The organism is Mesorhizobium sp. USDA 3734 (assembly GCF_056279665.1).
In genome coordinates this window covers 3,481,755-3,500,067 of the sequence record NZ_JBWCCW010000001.1, presented here as the reverse complement: position 1 = coordinate 3,500,067, position 18,313 = coordinate 3,481,755, and the positions used below count along the sequence as shown (strand labels likewise).

Here is an 18,313-nt window from a genome sequence, read left to right as displayed (position 1 = left end):
TCTCGTCGGGAGGAGGGGCGCTCGTCGTTGTTTTTCGCTGAGAGATGACGCCCTGTCGTGGTGCGGAAACAAACTTTCGGCAAATGGGGTTTATGCAACCAATTGCATTTGAATCGGTTTTAGGGCCATTGCCGTGGCGGTGACGCCGCTGAGTGCCCGCTTACGGAATTTTCAATGAATATTCAGACGAACCCTGCCCAAATCGAGAAGACAAGCGCGAGCTTCCCGGCCATCACCGAAGAGCCGATCCGCTCCAATTACCTGCCCGAAGAGCGCCTTCGGCTGCTCGGTGAAAGCCTGGCAAAAGGCGATCTCACCGATCTGTTCGGCCTGACGGCCTTCGATTTTCAGGCGCGTGTCCGCGACAGCGCCAAGAAGATCCTGGAAGTCTACCGGTCCACCAATGCGGCGCAGGCGAGAGGCGAGACGATCACGCCGGCGGCACAATGGCTGCTCGACAACAATTATCTGGTCGAAGAGACCATTTTCCAGGTCAAGCGAGATCTGCCGCGCCGCTTCTATCGCCAACTGCCGACCCTGAAGCTGCCTGACGGCGGCAGTGTGCCGCGCGCGCTGGCGCTGGCCTGGACCTATGTGGCGCATTCGGACAGTTCCGTCTCGGCGACGATGTTCAAGTCCATCGTCCAGGGCTTCCAGTCGGTCGAGCCGCTGAAGATCGGCGAACTCTGGGCGCTGCCATCGCTGTTGCGCTTCGTCCTGATCGAAAACCTCCGCCGACTGGCGGTCAGGGTCAACCGCACCCGTCAGATGCGCCAGATCGCCAATGATGTGGCGGACAAGGTTCTGGCGACCGACGACAGCGCCGACCGGCAGTCGATCCTGTCCAACTTCGGCGCCCACGCGCAGGACACCACCTTCGCCACCCAGCTGCTCTACCGCTTGCGCGATGGATCGCAGAATGCCGGCAAGGCCCTGGAATGGCTGGAAGGCGAACTCGAAAAGACCGGTTCCGATGCCGAGGAAATCATCATTTCCGAACATCACACGCTGTCCAGCGGCAATGTGACGACGGGCAACATCATTCGCGGCCTGCGCCTCATCAACGACGTCGACTGGACCGTGTGGTTCGAAGGCGTCAGCCGCATCGATACCGTGCTGCGCGAGCGCACCGATTTCGCCGCGCTCGACTTCTTCTCGCGTGACCAGTACCGGACCGCGATCGAGGAACTGGCGCGCCGCTCGGACCTGTCGGAATATCGCGTCGCCGAAAAAGCCATCGAGCTGGCCGGTCACGTCGCCAGCGAGACCATGCTAGGCGATGGTGAAAGCGATGCGGGTCCAATCTTATCCGCCCACACCGATGTCGGTTTCTTTCTCGTCGGCCCGCGCCGGCTGGAGCTGGAGAAGGCTATCGGCTATCGGCCCACCATCAGCCAGACGATCAAGCGCGCCTTTCGCAAGACCGGGTGGCTTGGCATCGTCGTACCGGTGTTTGCGCTGACGGCCCTGCTGCTCGTCCTCTCCGGCAATGCACTCGCCAATCTCGGCCTGTCGGTGCCGTCGATCGTGCTGATGCTGGCGCTGTTTGCCGTTCCGGCCAGCGAGGGTGCGCTCGCTTTCTTCAACACTGTCGTGTCGCTGTTCCTCAAACCGACCCGCCTCGTCGGCTACGATTACAGGCACGGCGTACCGCCCGAGGCGCGCACGCTTGTTGTGGTGCCGTCGCTGATCGGCTCGCGCGACGACGTCGAGGAAAACATCCGCAATATCGAAGTGCATCATCTCGCCAACACGGCCGATGAAATCCATTTCGCGCTGCTGTCGGACTGGCCCGACAGCAAGACCGAGATCGATGCTGCGGATACCGAAATCCTCGAATTCGCCCGCGCCGAGATCGCCCGTCTCAACGCCCGCTATCCGTCCGAGGGCGCGCCGCGTTTCTACATCCTGCACCGGCGCCGGCTGTTCAATGCGGCTCAGGGGTCCTGGATGGGCTGGGAGCGCAAGCGTGGCAAGCTGCATGAGCTCGACCTTCTGCTGCGCGGCGACAGCGACACCACATTCCTGCCACTCGACGTGCCGCTGCCGGAGAACGTCGTCCATGTGATGACGCTCGATGCCGACACGCGCACCACCCGCGACGCGGTCGCGACCCTCGTCGGCAAGCTTTGCCACCCGCTCAACCGCCCGCATTTCGATGCCAGCAAGCGCGTCGTCACGGCCGGCTATGCGATCTTGCAGCCGCGTATCACCGCGTCGCTCACCAGCGGCGACGATGCGTCGTTTTTCCAGCGGGTCTTTTCGGCCAATCGCGGCCTCGACCCCTATGTCTTTGCCGTGTCCGATCTCTATCAGGACGTCTTCGGCGACGGTTCCTTCACCGGCAAGGGTCTCTATCACGTCGATGCCTTCGAGGCCGCGCTGCAGGGCCGCATCGAGGAGAACACCATCCTCAGCCATGATCTGCTGGAAGGCGCGCTGGCGCGCTCGGCGCTGGTTACCGACGTCGAACTGGTCGAGGATTATCCGACCCGCTACTCGGTCGACGCCTCGCGCCATCATCGCTGGGCACGCGGCGACTGGCAGCTGCTCGGCTTCATGCTCGATCCGCGCTCCGGCGTGCCGGCTCTGTCGCGCTGGAAGATGATCGACAATCTGCGCCGCTCGCTGACGCCGATCTTCTGGGTGATGGCGGCGATCGCAGGCTGGACGCTGCTGCCCTTCACGCAGGCCGCGCAATGGCAGGCTCTGCTGATCCTCAGCCTGTTCATGGCGCCGACATTCGACATCGTCAACGCCATCTTGCCCAAGAGCGGCGACCAGACGCCGCGCGGCCATTTCTCTGCCCTGGCGCGCGACGTCGCCTTCGGCACCGCCATGGTGGCGCTGAAGATCGTGCTGATGGCACATAACGCCTGGATGATGGGCGATGCCATCGTCCGCACGCTCTACCGGCTGTTCGTCAGCCGCCAGAACCTTTTGGAATGGCGCACCGCCTCGCAGGCGCACAAGAGCGGCGACAACGACATCGGTTCCTACTACGGTATGATGTATGGCGCCGTGATCATCGGCTTCGTCGGCCTTGCCATTCCGGTGCTGGCCGATTCGACCGGCGCCTTCGTTGCCTTCTTCTTCGCCCTGTTCTGGATTGGCTCGCCCGCCATCGCCAGCTGGATCAGCCGTTCGGCTGAAACCGAGGATCGCTTGCGCATATCGCAGGCTGATATCCATACTTTGCGCACGGTGGCGCGGCGCACATGGCACTATTTCGAAAGCTTCGTGACCGCAGAGCATCACCATCTGCCGCCGGACAATTTCCAGGAAAACCCGGCGCCGGTCGTGGCGCCACGCACCTCGCCGACCAATATCGGCGTCTACCTGCTGTCCGTCGTCTCTGCCCGCGACTTCGGCTGGATCAGCCTGTCCGACGCCATCACCCGCATCGACGCCACCATGACGACGATCGAGGGCATGCCGCGCGATCGCGGTCACCTCTTCAACTGGTATGACACGACGACTCTGAAGCCGCTCTATCCACTTTACATCTCGGCTGTCGACAGCGGCAATCTCGCCGGCCATCTGGTGGCTGTGGCGGCAGCTTGCGCCGAATGGGCCGAAGCGCCCTCCGTCTATCTCCAGGGCGACTTCGAAGGCATTCTCGACACCGTCACGATCCTCAGCGAAAGCCTCGACGAACTGCCCGACGACCGCCGTCAGCTGCGCCCCCTGCGCCAGCGCCTTGCCGACCGTCTCGACGGCATGCGGCGCGCTGTCGACACCATCAAGGCGCAGCCGGAAATGGCGTCGATCCGCACCATCAACCTGGCCGTGCTGGCCGGCGAGATCCGCAAATTGGCCACCGCCATCCACACCGAGGCGGCGTCGCCGCCGCAGAGCGACGTCATCGTCGACTGGGCGGCAAGGTTGGAAGCCACCTGCGAAGCGCATGTGCATGACGCGCACAGCGACGACAATGCCGTCGAGGCTCTGCGTGCCAAGCTGCTCACCTTGCGCGAGCGCACGCGCCGCTTCGCTTTCGAGATGGATTTCTCCTTCCTGATGCGGCCGGAGCGCAAGCTGCTGTCGATCGGCTACCGGGTCGAGGAACACCAGCTCGATGAAAGCTGCTACGACCTTTTGGCTTCAGAGGCGCGGCTGACCAGCCTTTTCGCTATTGCCAAGGGTGACCTGCCGACCGAGCACTGGTTCCGGCTGGGCCGGCCGATCGTCGAGATCGGGTTCCAGGGTGCGCTGATGTCCTGGTCCGGTTCGATGTTCGAATATTTGATGCCGCCGCTGGTGATGAAGGAGCCACAGGGCTCGATCCTCAACCAGACCAGCAAGCTGATCATCAAGCGCCAGATCCAGTACGGCCGCCAGAAGAACGTGCCGTGGGGCATTTCGGAAGCGGCCTACAACGCTCGCGACCGTGAACTGACCTACCAGTACACCAATTTCGGCGTGCCCGGGCTCGGGCTGAAGCGCGGCCTTGGCCAGAACACGGTGATCGCGCCTTACGCCACCATATTGGCGGCCCAGTTCAACCCGCGCGAAGCCGTGCAGAACCTCGCCCGATTGCGGGAGATCGGCGCGCTTGGCCGCCACGGTTACTACGACGCCGTCGACTTCACGCCGCAGCGCGTGCCGGAAGGCACCGATCATGTCGTCGTGCAGAACTACATGGCCCACCATTCGGGCATGTCGATCGTGGCGGTTGCCGACGCCATCTTCGAAGGCCGCATGCGCGATCGCTTCCACAGCGATCCGGTCATCGAATCGGCCGAACTGTTGCTGCAGGAGAGGGCGCCGCGCGACATCCCGACCGCGACCGTCAGGACCGAGGCCGACGAACGCGCCAAGGACGAGACCGAAGTCGATAGCCCCGACACCCGCATCGTGCTCAACCCGCTGCAGTCGCTGCGGTCGACCAGCGTCATGTCGAACGGCCGCTATTCGGTGATGGTCACCGCGACCGGCTCGGGCTACAGCCGCTGGGGTGATCTCTCCGTCACCCGCTGGCAGCCGGATCCGACCGAGGATCGGCTCGGCTCCTACATCTTCCTGCGTGACGCCGGCACCGGCGAATGGTGGTCGGCGACGGCAGAGCCGAAGCGTGCGGCCGAGGAAAAGGCCCAGACCTTGTTCTCCGACGACAAGGCGAGCTTCGTCAAATCGGTGGGCACGTTGCGCTCCGAGGTCGAATGCATCGTCATCTCGGAAGGCAATGGCGAGGGCCGTCGGGTCACGCTCTACAATGACGGTCCGTCCGACCGTCACATTGAAGTGACCTCCTTTGCCGAACTGGTGCTCGGTCTGGAAGCGTCCGACAACGCGCATCCAGCCTTCTCGAAGATGTTCGTGGAAACCGAGATCGCATCGAATAACGCGGCGATCTTCGCCACGCGACGCAAGCGCGAGACCAGCGAGCCCGATGTCGCCATGGTGCATTTCGTCACCGATCCGTCCGGGTCGGCGCGCGATGCCGAGGCCGAGACCGACAGGCGCGCCTTCATCGGCCGTGGCCGTACTATTGTCGACGCGGCCGCCTTCGATCCGGGCGCCAGGCTTGGCGGCCATTCGGGCTTCACGCTCGATCCCGTCGCCTCGCTGCGCCGCCAGGTGCGTGTGCCGGCCAACAAGAAGATATCGCTGACCTTCTGGACCGTCGTCGGCGTCAGCCGCACCGAGCTGGACGAGGCCATCGCCCGGCTAGACCACCCGGAGAGCTTTGCCCGCCAGGCCATGCTCGCCTGGACGCGCAGCCAGGTGCAGACCCGCCATATGGGCCTCAGCCTGACCGATGCCGCCAATGTGCAGAAGCTGGCGCGCTATCTGATCTATCCGGATCCGTTCCTGCGTCTTCCCGCCGAATCCATCGCCTCGGGGCTGGGCAAGCAGTCGAGCCTGTGGCCGACCAGCATTTCCGGCGATTTCCCGATCTTCCTGGTCAGGATCGGCGACGTCGCCGATCTCGAAATCGTCGCCCAGGCTCTGCGTTTCCAGGAATATATGCGCACCCGTGGCATGATGATCGACTTCGTCGTCGTCAACGAGCAGGCATCCTCCTATGTCCAGGATCTGCAGCGGGCGGTCGAGACGCTGTGCGAAAACAGCCGTTTGCGGGGCAAGGAGCTTGGACCTCGCCAGCACATTTTCGCGGTGCGCCGCGATCTCATGGACGAGACGACCTACAAGACGCTGCTCGCCGTCGCCCGGGTGGTCCTGCACACGCGCAACGGCACCATCTTCGACCAGATCGAGCGGGCCGAGGCGGCGGCCCTGCAGGCGCGCGACGCCTTGCTGCCGGCCGCACTGCCGGTTCTGCGTGAACTACCATCGCTGACACCCACGACGCATGCATATGCCTCGCAGGCGGTGGCGAATGTCAGCGCCGATGGAAGCGGGCTCCGCCAGTGGAACGGCTTCGGCGGTTTCGACGGCGATGGGCGGCACTATGTGGTGCGCCTGGCCGGCCGGCGCACGACGCCGCAGCCGTGGATCAACGTCGTCTCCAGCGCCTCGTTCGGCTTCCACACCTCCGCCGAGGGGGCTGCCTTCACCTGGAGCCGCAACAGCCGCGACTACCAGTTGACGCCGTGGTCGAATGATCCGGTCTCGAACCGGCCGGGCGAGGGCCTCTACATCTACGATCAGGCCAGCGGCAAGGCGTTTTCGCCGCTCGCAGCCATGGTGCGCGATCCCTCGATGACCTACGAGGCCTGGCACGGCCAGGGTTTCTCGACCTTCCGCTCGAAGCGCGGGCCGTTGTCTATGGACCTCACCCATGTCGTCGATCCGGTCGACCCGGTGAAGATCTCGCGGCTGCGTATCCAGAATTCCGGCTCGGTGCCGGCGCGGTTGCGTGTCTATGCCTATGCCGAATGGGTGCTCGGCGGGCATCGATCGCGCACGGCGGCAACCATCGTCCCGTCGCGGGACGCCGCCACCGGGGCGTTGCTGGCACAAAACCCTTACGGACTCGATTTCAGCGAGCGGGTGGCCTTCCTTGCCGCCGACGGCGGCGTGCATTCGGTGACATCAGACCGCTCGGAGTTCCTCGGCCGGCATGGCTCCAGCGAGCTTCCACAGGCGGTGCTGAGCGGTGCAGCACTTTCGGGCCGTGTCGAGGCCGGCGACGATCCGTGCGCGGCGATCGCTCGTGACATCGAGATTCCGGCCGGCGGCGACGTGACGATGCTGTGGCTGCTCGGCGACGCCGAGTCCGCCGAGGAGGCCAGCGCCCTGGTGCAGGAGCACCGGGTCAAGGATTTCGACCAGCGGCTGGCCGACAATGAGCGCGTGTGGCGCGGCTTCCTCGACACCATCCAGGTCGAGACGCCGGACAAGGCGCTCGACGCGATGGTCAATCATTGGCTGCCTTACCAGAGCCTGGCCTGCCGCATCCGTGCCCGCTCCGCCTTCTATCAGGCCAGCGGTGCCTTCGGCTTTCGCGACCAGTTGCAGGATACGCTGGCGTTGCTGGCGCATGATCCGCAACTGGCGCGCGACCAGATCCTCAACGCGGCGCGGCGGCAGTTTCCCGAAGGCGACGTGCAGCATTGGTGGCTGCCGCGCACCGGCGCCGGCGTGCGCACGCTGATCTCGGACGATGTGGTCTGGCTGGCCCACGCCACGGCGCGCTACCTGCTGGTCACCGGTGACGCCACCATCCTCAAGGAGCAATTGCCCTTCATCGACGGGCAGGAGCTGGGCGAGGGCGAGCACGATGCCTTCTTCACCCCGGAGATTTCGAAGAAGACGGCGTCGCTCTACGACCATTGCGCGCGTGCGTTGGACCTCGCCATCAAGCGCAGCAGCCCCGCGGGCCTGCCGCTGATCCTCGGCGGCGACTGGAACGACGGCATGAACCGCGTCGGCGAGCACGGCAAGGGCGAGAGCGTCTGGCTCGGCTGGTTCCTGCTGAGGACGCTGGGCGACTTCGCCCCCGTCGCCAGGACCGAGGGCGATGCCAAGCGTGCGCAGGCCTGGGCAAAACATGCCGATGTTTTGAAGCGGGCGCTTGAGAGCACGGCATGGGACGGCGAATGGTACCGGCGCGGCAGCTTCGACGACGGCACCCCTCTGGGGTCTCGCAACTCGCAGGAGTGCAAGATCGACTCCATTGCCCAGTCCTGGAGCGTGCTTTCGGGAGAGGGTGATCCGGCGCGTTCGACGACGGCGATGGAGCAGGCGACGAAGCTGCTCGTCGACGACAAGCTCAAGATCGTCAAGCTGTTCACGCCGCCCTTCTCGAAGACGGAGAAGGACCCGGGTTACATCAAGAGCTATCCGCCCGGCGTGCGCGAGAATGGCGGTCAATATACCCATGCCGCCACATGGTTCGTCATCGCGCTCGCGGAGATGGGGCAGGTCGACGAGGCCTATCGCTGCTTCTCGATGCTCAACCCGGTCAACCATGCGACCGACGAGGCGTCGGCCGAGCACTATCGTGTCGAACCGTATGTCGTGGCGGCCGATATCTATGCCGGGGACGACAATGCCGGCAACAGCAAGGGCGGCCGTGGCGGCTGGACCTGGTACACCGGCTCCGCCGGCTGGCTCTACAGGGCCGCGGTCGAAGGCATTCTGGGCATCGAACGGCGCGGCAAGCGCATCCAGTTCAAGCCGAGGCTGCCAAGCCATTGGGATGGCTATTCGGCAAATCTCAAGATGCTGGGGGCGGAACTCAAGGTTCGTGTCATCCGCGACAATAAGGCCAAGGCCGTGTCGCTGGAGGTGAATGGGGCCAAGACCAAGGTTTCGGCAGTCGAACTGAAGGACGGCGAAGTTGCCGAAATCCTCATCAGGATCCCCGCCTGAGGCACTTCACCCAACAGCATTCCCCTCGGGCTCAAGCCCCGGGGAGGAAGCGGTTGTCGGGCTCACGACAGGATGAAAGGGCGGCATGCCGCCCCGTCCTGCCATCGGCCCGCCGAATGGCATGCGGCTGAGAGGCCCATAAAATCAAAGGCTTGATGCGCATCGCAGGGCTAGCGCTAGACGGCGAGGCTCGGCGTCCCGTATTCTCGGGCGCGCGCAAAGCCGCTTAGTTTTGACCTATACTGTGCAGACGGCGATTTCGGTCTTAGTCATCCGCCCGACATTGTAGCTGATTAAAATTGTGGCAGCACGCTCCAACTGCCATGATTTCGCCGCATGCCTGACATTTTACCTGTCTTCTCAAACCGTTAGATGATCACGGCAGATTTCGGAACGTCGCCATCTTTTGTTCGCTCTGAGGGAACTGAAGAGGTACACGGCCATTGTTTTGCGACGTATCAACCGGTACGAGTCAAATGATGCAGTGCACAATAAACAGCGTGGCGGAGTAACTGGGGTGACCCTTCTGCAAATCTACTGGCGAGCACTCGGATATCTGGCCGCGGACAGGAAACGCGTCGCGTTGATCTGTTCGGCCAACGTGGCTCTCGCCATCGTAGCGCTTCTCGAGCCGATTATGTTCGGGCGCGTCATCGGCGCCATCTCCGAGCGCGGCTCTGTCTTCACCACGCTGGTCATGTGGGCCGGTCTCGGCGCCTTCAATATCGTTGCTTTCGTCATGGTGGCGCGCGGCGCCGACCGCTTTGCCCATGCGCGGCGCAGCGAAGTTCTGTGCCAGTCCTTCGAGCGCGTGATCACCATGCCGCTCGCCTGGCACCATCAGCACGGCACCTCCAATGCGTTGCACACGATGCTGCGCGCCGTCGAAACCCTGTTCAGCCTTTGGCTTGAATTCATGCGCCAGCATCTGTCCACGGCCGTCGCCCTCGTACTTCTGGTGCCTACCGCGATCAGCATGGACCTGCGCATGTCGCTGGTGCTGCTTGGCCTTGGACTGCTCTATGTCGGCATCGGTCGGATGGTAATGCGCCGCACCAAGGCGGGCCAGGCCGCGGTCGAGCGCCACTACCACAAGGTATTCGCGCACGTGACCGACTCGGTCAGCAACGTTGCGGTGCTGCAGAGCTACAATCGCCTCGGCCACGAGGCCGATACGCTGCGCCGCTACGTCAAGAACCTGCTCGATGCACAGAACCCTGTGCTCGACTGGTGGGCGCTGGCCAATGCCTTGCACCGTCTGTCATCGGCAATCTCGATGCTGATCGTCTTGTCGATCGGCTCCTATCTCGTGACTCATGGTCAGTTGGGTATCGGCGACGTCATCGCCTTCACCGGTTTTGCCACGATGCTGATCGCTCGCCTCGACCAGATGTCGGCTTTCGCCAACCAGATTTCCGAGGCGCGCGCCAAGCTTGAAGATTTCTACCAGCTCGAGGACTCCGCGGCCGACGCCGCCGAGCCGGATGGGTTGCGCGATCTCGCTAACATTACCGGGCATGTCCGCTTCGAGAATGTCGGCTTCGAATTCGCCAATTCGGGCCAGGGCATCGACGACGTGTCGTTCGAAGTCCAGGCCGGTCAGACCGTTGCCATCGTCGGGCCGACCGGCGCCGGCAAGACCACGCTCATCAATCTGCTGCAGCGTGTCTTCTCGCCGTCCCATGGCCGTATCCTGATCGACGGCGTCGACACCCGCACCGTGACCCGAAAGTCGCTGCGTCATTCGATCGCCACCGTGTTCCAGGATGCCGGGCTGCTCAACCGCTCGATCGAGGACAACATTCGCGTCGGCCGCGCAGATGCGACCAATGACGAGATCCATGCCGCCGCCAACGCGGCCGCGGCGCAGGATTTCATCCTGTCCAAGAGCAATGGCTATGACACGGTGGTCGGCGAACGTGGCGGCCAGCTGTCGGGTGGCGAGCGTCAGCGCATCGCCATTGCCCGCGCCGTGCTGAAGGATGCCCCGATCCTGGTGCTCGACGAGGCGACCAGCGCGCTCGACGTCGAGACCGAGGACCGCGTCAAGGACGCGATCGACGAATTGCGGCGCGACCGCACCACCTTCATCATCGCCCACCGCCTGACCACCGTCCGCGACGCCGATCTGGTCGTGTTCATGGACAAGGGCAGGGTGGTCGAGATGGGCGGCTTCGCCGAACTGTCGCTGCGCAACGGCCGCTTCGCCAGCCTGTTGCGCGCCGGCGGCCTGCTCAACGACGAGGAGGTTCGCCGCCTCAGCCGCACCGTGCAGCAACAGCAAGAAGCGGCTGCCTGATCAGGGGCGTCTCTGCCTTCTCCCCTTGTGGGGTGAGCAGCCGGTTCGCGAAGCGAATTCATCGTGCCAGTGGCACGATGAAAGGCCGGCGAACGCCGGGACGCTGCGAAGCAGCGGGGACCCCGGTAGGGGGGTCACCACCCAGCCCTTCGCAGGCTCAGGGCGTTCGAAGCTCGAAAAGCCAAGCAATTGGCTTTTCGTCCGCCACGCGGACCGCTTCTCACACTGCGACATCACCGCTCGATTGCCCCAAACGCACTGGCGGTCTATGTAGAGCCGCATGAGCGACACGACTTCACGCTTGGCCGGCTGGATGGATCTTGCCAACCCGACCCGCTTCGTCGGGCTGGCCGACCGGCTCGTGCCGTGGCTGGCGTCCATCGCCGCGCTCATCCTCGCCGTCGGGCTCTATATGAGCTTTGCCGCGCCTGAGGATTTCCAGCAAGGCATCACCGTCCGCATCATGTATATCCATGTGCCTTTCGCCTGGCTCGCCATGATGTGCTACACGCTGATGGCGATCTCTGCGCTCGGCACGCTCGTCTGGCGGCATCCGCTGGCCGATGTCGCGCTGAAATCCGCCGCACCCATCGGCGCCGTCTTCACCGCGCTGGCGCTGGTCACCGGCTCGATCTGGGGCAAGCCGATGTGGGGCACCTGGTGGGTCTGGGATGCGCGGCTGACCTCGGTCTTCGTGCTGTTCCTGATGTATCTCGGCATCATCGCGCTGACCCGTGCGCTCGACGATGCCGGACGCGCGGCCTGGGCCGCCGCCATCATGACGCTGGTCGGCTTCATCAACATTCCGATCATCAAGTTCTCGGTCGACTGGTGGAACACGCTGCATCAGCCGGCTTCTGTGTTCCGCATGGGCGGCTCGACCATCGACTCCAGCCTGCTATGGCCGCTGCTGGTTATGGCGCTCGGCTTCACCGTGCTGTTCTTTGCGCTGCACCTGATGGCAATGCGCACCGAAATCCGCCGCCGCCGCGTCATCGCCATGCGCCGCGTCGCGGCACGGCAGGCGGAGCGGCAGCCGGCTTAGCTCAACTCTATTGCCTGCCGAAACGGGTCAGGCCATCCTTCCGCGCGCCGCCACCGGCAGCGTTTCCAGCACCTTGTCGCCGTCGATCAGATTGACCTCGTTGAACAAATTGGTGACGACGCAGCAATGGTCGGGCACGACACGCACGCGATCGCCGATGCGCAATTTGGCGTCGCCCGAAAGCGTGACGGTGCCGTGCTCCTCGCTCAAGCCCGTCACCCGCGCTCCCGGAATGCCGAGCAGTTCGCCGAAATCGGCGAGCCCCAACGTGTCGCTGGACAGCGCCTTGCTGCCGGCATCGAGGATGGCGCGCGTCGCTGTGGGGTGGCTGACCACCGTCGACAGCACCGTCAGTGCGCAGTCGTCTAGAGTGCCGACGCCTTTGGCGACCTGATAGCGGTCGAGATAGATGTAGGTGCCTGGACGATACTCGGTGACAACAGATGCCTCGCTCGAGCGCCACATATCCGGCGTGCCGCCGCTGGAGATGCGTTCGCAAGCGAGGCCCGACGCGGCCAGCGCCTGCTTGGCCTCAGTGAGCCAGGCTTCGGCCTCGGCGGCGCGGCCGGCGGCCGGGTAGGTCATCAACCCGCCAAAGGCGAGGCCACCGGCTTTGTCGATCTGTCTTGCCAGCGCAACCGCTTCGTCAGCCGTCTGCACGCCGCAGCGGCCCATGCCGGTGTCGCATTCGACCAGCACTGGCAGACGATGGCCGGCATCGGTGAAGGTGGCGGCCAGCCCTTCGAGCGTCTCCCTGCTGTCAGCTGTAACCGACAGCGTCACACGGCGGTGCAGCGCCAGAAGCCGCTCCAGCTTGGCGCGCCCGAGAATGTTGTAAGGGAGAAAAATGTCAGTCAGCCCGGCGTCGGCCATCACCTCGGCCTCGCCGATCTTCTGGCAAGTAATGCCGACGGCGCCGGCCGCGACCTGCTTCTTCGCCCAATAGGGCAGTTTGTGCGTCTTGATATGCGGCCTGAGCGTCAGCCCGTTCCTGTCGGCATGGGCCTGGGCGCGGGCAATGTTGGCTTCGGCGCGCGCGGCGTCGATCAGGATCGATGGCGTATCGAGGTCGTGGACGGTCGGCATCAGCTGTCACCCTGTGGAAATCCGCAGGGGTTATGACCCTGAAAGAGCGTGATGTCACGCAGCCAGCGGAGCGGATCTGTAGTCCATGCCAAGGCAGAAGGCGGCACCCGGTGGCAAGATGGATCGACACTGTATCGACGTTCAGCTATGCGATTTGCCAGACAAATCCATATGAAGGGATCATGATCATGAAACGCTCCGCCATCAACGACATCATCCGCGAAGCCGACGCTTTCATCCGCTCGTTCGGCTACATCATGCCGCCCTTCGCCTACTGGTCGCCCGAGGAGGCGAAGGCGCGCCAGGTCGACTCCGCAGCCGTATTTACCTCGCGGCTCGGCTGGGACATCACCGATTACGGCCAGGAGAAGTTCAAGGAGCTCGGCCTGTTCCTGTTCACCGTTCGCAACGGTCGCTACGAGGACATGAAGAAGGGCATGGGCATGCTCTATGCGGAGAAGATCATGATCTCGCGCAAGGACCAGCTGTCGCCGATGCACCGCCACAACATCAAGGCCGAGGACATCATCAACCGTGGTGGCGGCAAGCTGGTGCTGGAACTGTTCATGCACGATCGCGACGGCGGCATCGATCCCAAGGCCGAGGTATCGGTGCCGGTCGACGGAACCATCCACAGGCTGCCGGCGGGCGGGTTGTTGAAACTCGACCCGGGCCAAAGCGTTACGCTCTTGCCCGGCGTCTGGCATGCCTTCTGGGCCGAGGGCAAGGACGTGCTGATCGGTGAGGTGTCGACCGTCAATGACGATCTTACCGACAATGTCTTCCGCGAGCCGATCGGCCGCTTTTCCAACATCGACGAGGATGTCGCCCCGGTGCACCTGCTGGTGTCCGACTATGAGAAGTGGCTGGGCTGAGGGCAACGCGGGCGCCGGGCCGGCAGCCTCAATGACAGCAGCTTGAGGCTGGCTGCACGCTCGTCCTGCACAGGCATGACGAACTGATCGGCACGTCCGCCTTGGCCAGCGCCAGGGCAAGCTTTGCCTGGAGTGCCGGCAGTTCTTCGCTCTCGCCGCGCCGTCTCAGGCATTCCACCAGCCCGTGCAGCGCCCAGACATTGTTCGGATGCTGGGCGCAGCGCTGCACCTTGCCGCTGAGGCCGAGATCATCGCGATAGACCTGTTCTGCTTCCTGGGCATGACCCTGGTCGAGAAGCAGTGCCGCCAGCGCATGGCGCGGCGGGTGCATCCATGCCCATGGCTCGGTGTAGGACAGATTGTCGTCAAGCTGGACCGCTTGCCGCAAATGGCCGTAGGCCTCGTCATGCCGGCCCTGGTGGTAGGCAAGCTCACCATCCAGCAGCGCCGCCCCGACAGCCAGAGAAGCCCGCGTCGGGTTGCTGAGGAAGCGCCGCTCGGCTGGAATGCCCGCCAGATGCCGGTGGAATTGATTGCGCTGGCGCTCGGCTTCGGCGAATTGGCCCAGCGTCGCATGTGCGACACCCTTGGCATAGTGCTGCATGGCCGCCGTCAGCACATAGAGGCCCGGCTCCGCGGTCATCGGCTCGTCGACGATCTCCTGCCAGCGGCCGAAGCGCACCTGCACATGCGATTTCATCGCATGGTAGCCTTCCACCGTCTGGGTGAGCTTGGGCCGGTCCTGGATGGCGACCACGTCGCGCGCGACCAGGCTGCGCACCTTCTCGGCGGCCCACAGCGCCGGCTGGTACTGGCCTGACAACATGCAGGTGAACATCATCAGATGCAGGTCGTGGCAGCAGCCGAGCAAATAGTAGGTCGGCTCGTCCGCATAGGCGAGATAGAGGTCGTTGGCGCGGACCGCCTTCTCACTGGCAAGCCTGGCCTTCTCGTATTCGCCGCACAGCACATAGATGTGTCCCGGCATATGGTTCATATGCCCGGCATCGGGGCACATTGCGCCCAGCAGATCCGCCGAGCGCATGCCACGTTCCGGCATCGTGGACATTTCCAGGAGGTGGATGTGCAAGTGGACGATCGCCGGGTGTTGCGCCGCGCCAGTCTCGTCTGCAAGCCGGATCGACCGCTCGCAAACGTCGAGCGCCTCGACGACATCCGAATTCGGCGCCGGCGCGCCGGTCTTGAGGTTCCATAGCCGCCGCACCGTGCGCATCATCAGCGCCTCGACGAAAAGCGCCATCACATCGTGGTCGTCCGGAAAGTCCCGGTACACAAGCCGCATCGCCGCGGCATAGGCGTCATCCCACTGCTCGAATTCCTGCGGCGTCACCCGGTGCGGTTTCTGGAAACGGCACGCCAGCGCCTCGATCAGGCGCCTTTCGACCTCGCTGGCGGAAGCCGCGTTGGCGCGCGCAAGCTGGACATGCTCGAAGCAGCGCTTGGTCGCGCTGTTGGCCTCGGCCTCGCCATGTTCCTTCCAGGTCAGATTGTAGAAAGGCCCGGCGGCATAGGCGATGCCCCAATGCACCATCGAACAGTGAGGGTCCGTGTCCAGCGCCTTCTCAAAGCACTTGATGCCTTCCTCATGGTTGAAGCCGTAGCACCAGTTGAGGCCGATATCGAACCAGCGCTGCGTTTCGGTTGAGCGAGTGGAGATGGGGCGGCGATAGGTGCCGAGGTTGAAGCGGTCCATGGGGTCTCATTTCAATTCTGATCGCCAGCGAGCCAGGCTCTGGTCAGATTCCTTCGTCATCAGTGTGTGACGAAATCTCCAGGCATGGCAAACGCAACGCGTACCGCCCTTAGCTGGTCCCTTGGGGCGGTGCTTCATTTTGCCAGCCGGCTAGCTCAGGAAGGTCGTCCAGCCAACTTTTTTCTGTCAGGGCATCGCTGGCCTGCGGGGCAGCTTCGGCGGCGTTTTGAATGAGCCAGTCCATCCACTTCCGATAGGCAACCGGGTCCAACTGAGGCGGCAACACCTTGGCCTTGGCCAGCATGCGTTTGCGGAAACTAACCTGCCTGCGGAGTTTGGTCGTCGTGAATTTGATTGCCTTGCCCTGGTATTCGACCGTCCAGCGCTCATCCCCATGGCTGGTGAGCCTGTCGATGGCGAAACCGACATCGACTGGCCTGTCCCGCCAAGGAAGCTCGATGGCATTCTTCCTCAGATCGAGAGCCCATCGCCTGTAGCTGGTCCCCGCACGCTGGGGCGGCAGCACACCAGCCTGTTCGAGTATCTTCCTGCGGAAGGTAGGCTGCTTCTTGAGCTGGCCTGTCGTCAGCTCGATGCGATGCCCACGGAATTCGACGTGCCATCGGATCCTCCCGTTGCCGAAATACTTCACCAGCCTGTCGATGACGAACTCGTCGTCGGAGAGCGCCGCGCAGCCTTGGCTGATGCGTTCGAGAATGTACTGGCTGTCAGTTGGCATTTTGCGGCCTCGTGCGGGAACCCTTCATGAAGCTTCGCCAAGGCGCATGCAACGACCGGGCAATCTCGTCTTCCATGATTCCGTCGCATAGACGCCGATGACGCGTCATATCGCTCGCGCTCACGCGCTCATCCTGACCAGCGGCTTAGGAGCAGCGGCCCGGCGTCGGGGGGTATCGAGGGGACTGGCGCCGAGCCTGACCGGCTTGGGGGAGTGCCGGCTGTCCCGAATTATAAGCCCTTTTATGCATTGCTGCTAATTTAATTAAAGGACCATTGTTCCGTTTTCCCAGGCCAGATTGGACGGCGCGCGTCACAACGGTCACTTGCGCCCTGAAACGCCGCAGAATTTCCGCGATGAGTAAATCGGCTGTTTTCGACAGATGTCTGGCTGGGGAACCTGGATTCGAACCAGGACTAACGGAGTCAGAGTCCGTGGGTCTACCGTTAACCTATTCCCCAGCAGGCACGATCATGGACCGTGCGGGCCGAGCGGCCGAGCCGCTGTGAGCGCTGCCTTGTAGCCGCCAGAGGAAAATAGTCAAGCCTGCTCGACAGTTCAATCGCCACGTTTTGTCTGCGGGGTTCAGGCGTCAGGTTTCAAACGCTGCGCGGGGCTCCAAGTCCAATCCCACGCCTCAAGTCTCCGTCCGGCCGAACTGTGAGCGCTCGAAGAACAACACCACGCCCAGGCCCAGAATCAGCGGGATGATCAGGTAGAACAGCCGGAACACCAATAGCGCCGCCAGCACGCCGACCGGGTCCATGTCGGAAAGGCCGGCGAGGAACACCACCTCGAAGACGCCGAGCCCGCCCGGCGCGTGTGAGATCTGGGCGATCGAGAAGGAGACGAGGAAGACGCCGAGCACGACGAAATAGCCGGGATTGTGGGTTTCGGGCAGGGCAAAGAAGATGATCGCGGCCGCCGCCAGCAGTTCGATCGGGCCAATCAGCAATTGCCGTGCGACGATCGGCAGCGCCGGATAGTGCAGCTGAAAGCCGGCGATCTTCAGCGGGCGCAGATGCAGCCAGCTGCCGAATATGTAGGCGGCGACGAGCAGCAGCATGGCGATGCCGGCCGCCTCCGACAGGCCATGGTGCGCAATTCCCGAAAAGCGGTCGATGATCTCAGGCTCGAACACCAGCACGAGGCCGGAGGCGAGAATCGTCGACAGCACGAAGGTGATCCAGCAGACCGCCACCAGCACGCCGACATCCTGGCCGGTCAGGCCCCTAGTGCCATAGGCGCGGTATCGGATGACGGCGCCGGAAAACACCGAACCGCCGATGTTGTGCGACAGCGCATAGGTGGTGAAGGAGCAGAGCGTGACGAACAGCCACGACACTTTCTTGCCGATGTGCAGGAGCGCGATGTGGTCGTATCCGGCGAGCGAGGCATAGGCGATGACCGAACTCACGGCCGCAAGGATCCAGCCGCGGGCAGGGATAGCAGTGATGCCGTCCCAGACATCGTCGAGCGAAATGCCGCGCAGTTCGTGCCAGAGCAGCAGCAGCGAGAAGATCACCGCCGCGATGCCGACGACCGGCCAGAAATAGCGTCTCCAGTTCATTGCCTGACTGCCATGCGTTGCGGATCCGCTTTCTTTTCTGTTGGTGATGGGAGGAGGCCGGCTACCGCCGGATTCTTCCGCCCATTTCAGAAATGCCTCATTGAAGCCGGCTATTCAACCGCGAACGTTTTTCGCCGCGACAACCGGCAGGATTTGTCCGTGTTGCAAGCTGAAAGGGAGCCGGCAGACGTTGCGCGTACCAAT

The 18,313-nt window shown here is 63.5% G+C and carries 8 protein-coding genes and 1 tRNA gene; 4 read left to right on the top strand and 5 right to left on the bottom strand.

What is annotated here, in order from left to right:
* Positions 1-174 precede the first annotated feature (174 nt).
* The 3 genes from ACZ89F_RS17135 (at position 175) to ACZ89F_RS17125 (ending at position 12,125) form a co-directional block, all read left to right on the top strand.
* On the top strand, positions 175-8,781 hold the full coding sequence (locus ACZ89F_RS17135; RefSeq protein ID WP_476093088.1) for a glycoside hydrolase family 94 protein: 8,607 nt from the start codon (positions 175-177) through the stop codon (positions 8,779-8,781).
* A gap of 517 nt (positions 8,782-9,298) precedes the next feature.
* A complete protein-coding gene (locus ACZ89F_RS17130) occupies positions 9,299-11,080 on the top strand; it encodes a glucan ABC transporter ATP-binding protein/ permease (RefSeq protein ID WP_476093087.1) in 1,782 nt (593 codons plus the stop codon).
* 280 nt (positions 11,081-11,360) lie between these two features.
* Positions 11,361-12,125 (top strand): heme ABC transporter permease, encoded by a 765-nt coding sequence (locus ACZ89F_RS17125; RefSeq protein WP_476093086.1) that lies wholly within the window; start codon positions 11,361-11,363, stop codon positions 12,123-12,125.
* A gap of 27 nt (positions 12,126-12,152) precedes the next feature.
* Here the strand turns inward: ACZ89F_RS17125 and ACZ89F_RS17120 are convergent, their stop codons facing one another.
* Positions 12,153-13,211 (bottom strand): D-TA family PLP-dependent enzyme, encoded by a 1,059-nt coding sequence (locus tag ACZ89F_RS17120; protein WP_476093085.1) that lies wholly within the window; start codon positions 13,209-13,211, stop codon positions 12,153-12,155.
* Positions 13,212-13,399: 188 nt separating this feature from the next.
* Between ACZ89F_RS17120 and ACZ89F_RS17115 the strand changes: the two genes are divergently transcribed.
* Positions 13,400-14,086: a D-lyxose/D-mannose family sugar isomerase gene (locus tag ACZ89F_RS17115; protein WP_476093084.1), complete on the top strand. Its 687-nt coding sequence runs from the start codon at positions 13,400-13,402 to the stop codon at positions 14,084-14,086.
* Between the two features lie 28 nt (positions 14,087-14,114).
* Here ACZ89F_RS17115 and ACZ89F_RS17110 read toward each other — a convergent pair whose 3' ends face one another.
* The 4 genes from ACZ89F_RS17110 to ACZ89F_RS17095 form a co-directional block, all read right to left on the bottom strand.
* Positions 14,115-15,800, bottom strand: a complete 1,686-nt coding sequence (locus ACZ89F_RS17110; protein WP_476093083.1) for a hypothetical protein — start codon at positions 15,798-15,800, stop codon at positions 14,115-14,117.
* A gap of 109 nt (positions 15,801-15,909) precedes the next feature.
* Complete coding sequence (locus ACZ89F_RS17105) at positions 15,910-16,539, bottom strand: hypothetical protein (protein ID WP_476093082.1); 630 nt, start codon at positions 16,537-16,539, stop codon at positions 15,910-15,912.
* 387 nt (positions 16,540-16,926) lie between these two features.
* Positions 16,927-17,000 (bottom strand) — tRNA-Gln (locus tag ACZ89F_RS17100).
* A gap of 176 nt (positions 17,001-17,176) precedes the next feature.
* The gene (locus tag ACZ89F_RS17095) at positions 17,177-18,109 is read right to left on the bottom strand and encodes a lysylphosphatidylglycerol synthase domain-containing protein (RefSeq protein WP_476093081.1); all 933 of its coding nucleotides are present in this window, start codon (positions 18,107-18,109) and stop codon (positions 17,177-17,179) included.
* Positions 18,110-18,313: the final 204 nt, after the last annotated feature.

Excerpts from the sequence above, each read along its gene's own strand:
- ACZ89F_RS17135 (WP_476093088.1), top strand. The coding sequence starts at position 175 with ATGAATATTCAGACGAACCCTGCCCAAATCGAGAAGACAAGCGCGAGC.
- ACZ89F_RS17125 (WP_476093086.1), top strand. The coding sequence starts at position 11,361 with ATGAGCGACACGACTTCACGCTTGGCCGGCTGGATGGATCTTGCCAAC.
- ACZ89F_RS17120 (WP_476093085.1), bottom strand. The coding sequence starts at position 13,211 with ATGCCGACCGTCCACGACCTCGATACGCCATCGATCCTGATCGACGCC.
- ACZ89F_RS17115 (WP_476093084.1), top strand. The coding sequence starts at position 13,400 with ATGAAACGCTCCGCCATCAACGACATCATCCGCGAAGCCGACGCTTTC.
- ACZ89F_RS17110 (WP_476093083.1), bottom strand. The coding sequence starts at position 15,800 with ATGGACCGCTTCAACCTCGGCACCTATCGCCGCCCCATCTCCACTCGC.
- ACZ89F_RS17105 (WP_476093082.1), bottom strand. The coding sequence starts at position 16,539 with ATGCCAACTGACAGCCAGTACATTCTCGAACGCATCAGCCAAGGCTGC.
- ACZ89F_RS17095 (WP_476093081.1), bottom strand. The coding sequence starts at position 18,109 with ATGAACTGGAGACGCTATTTCTGGCCGGTCGTCGGCATCGCGGCGGTG.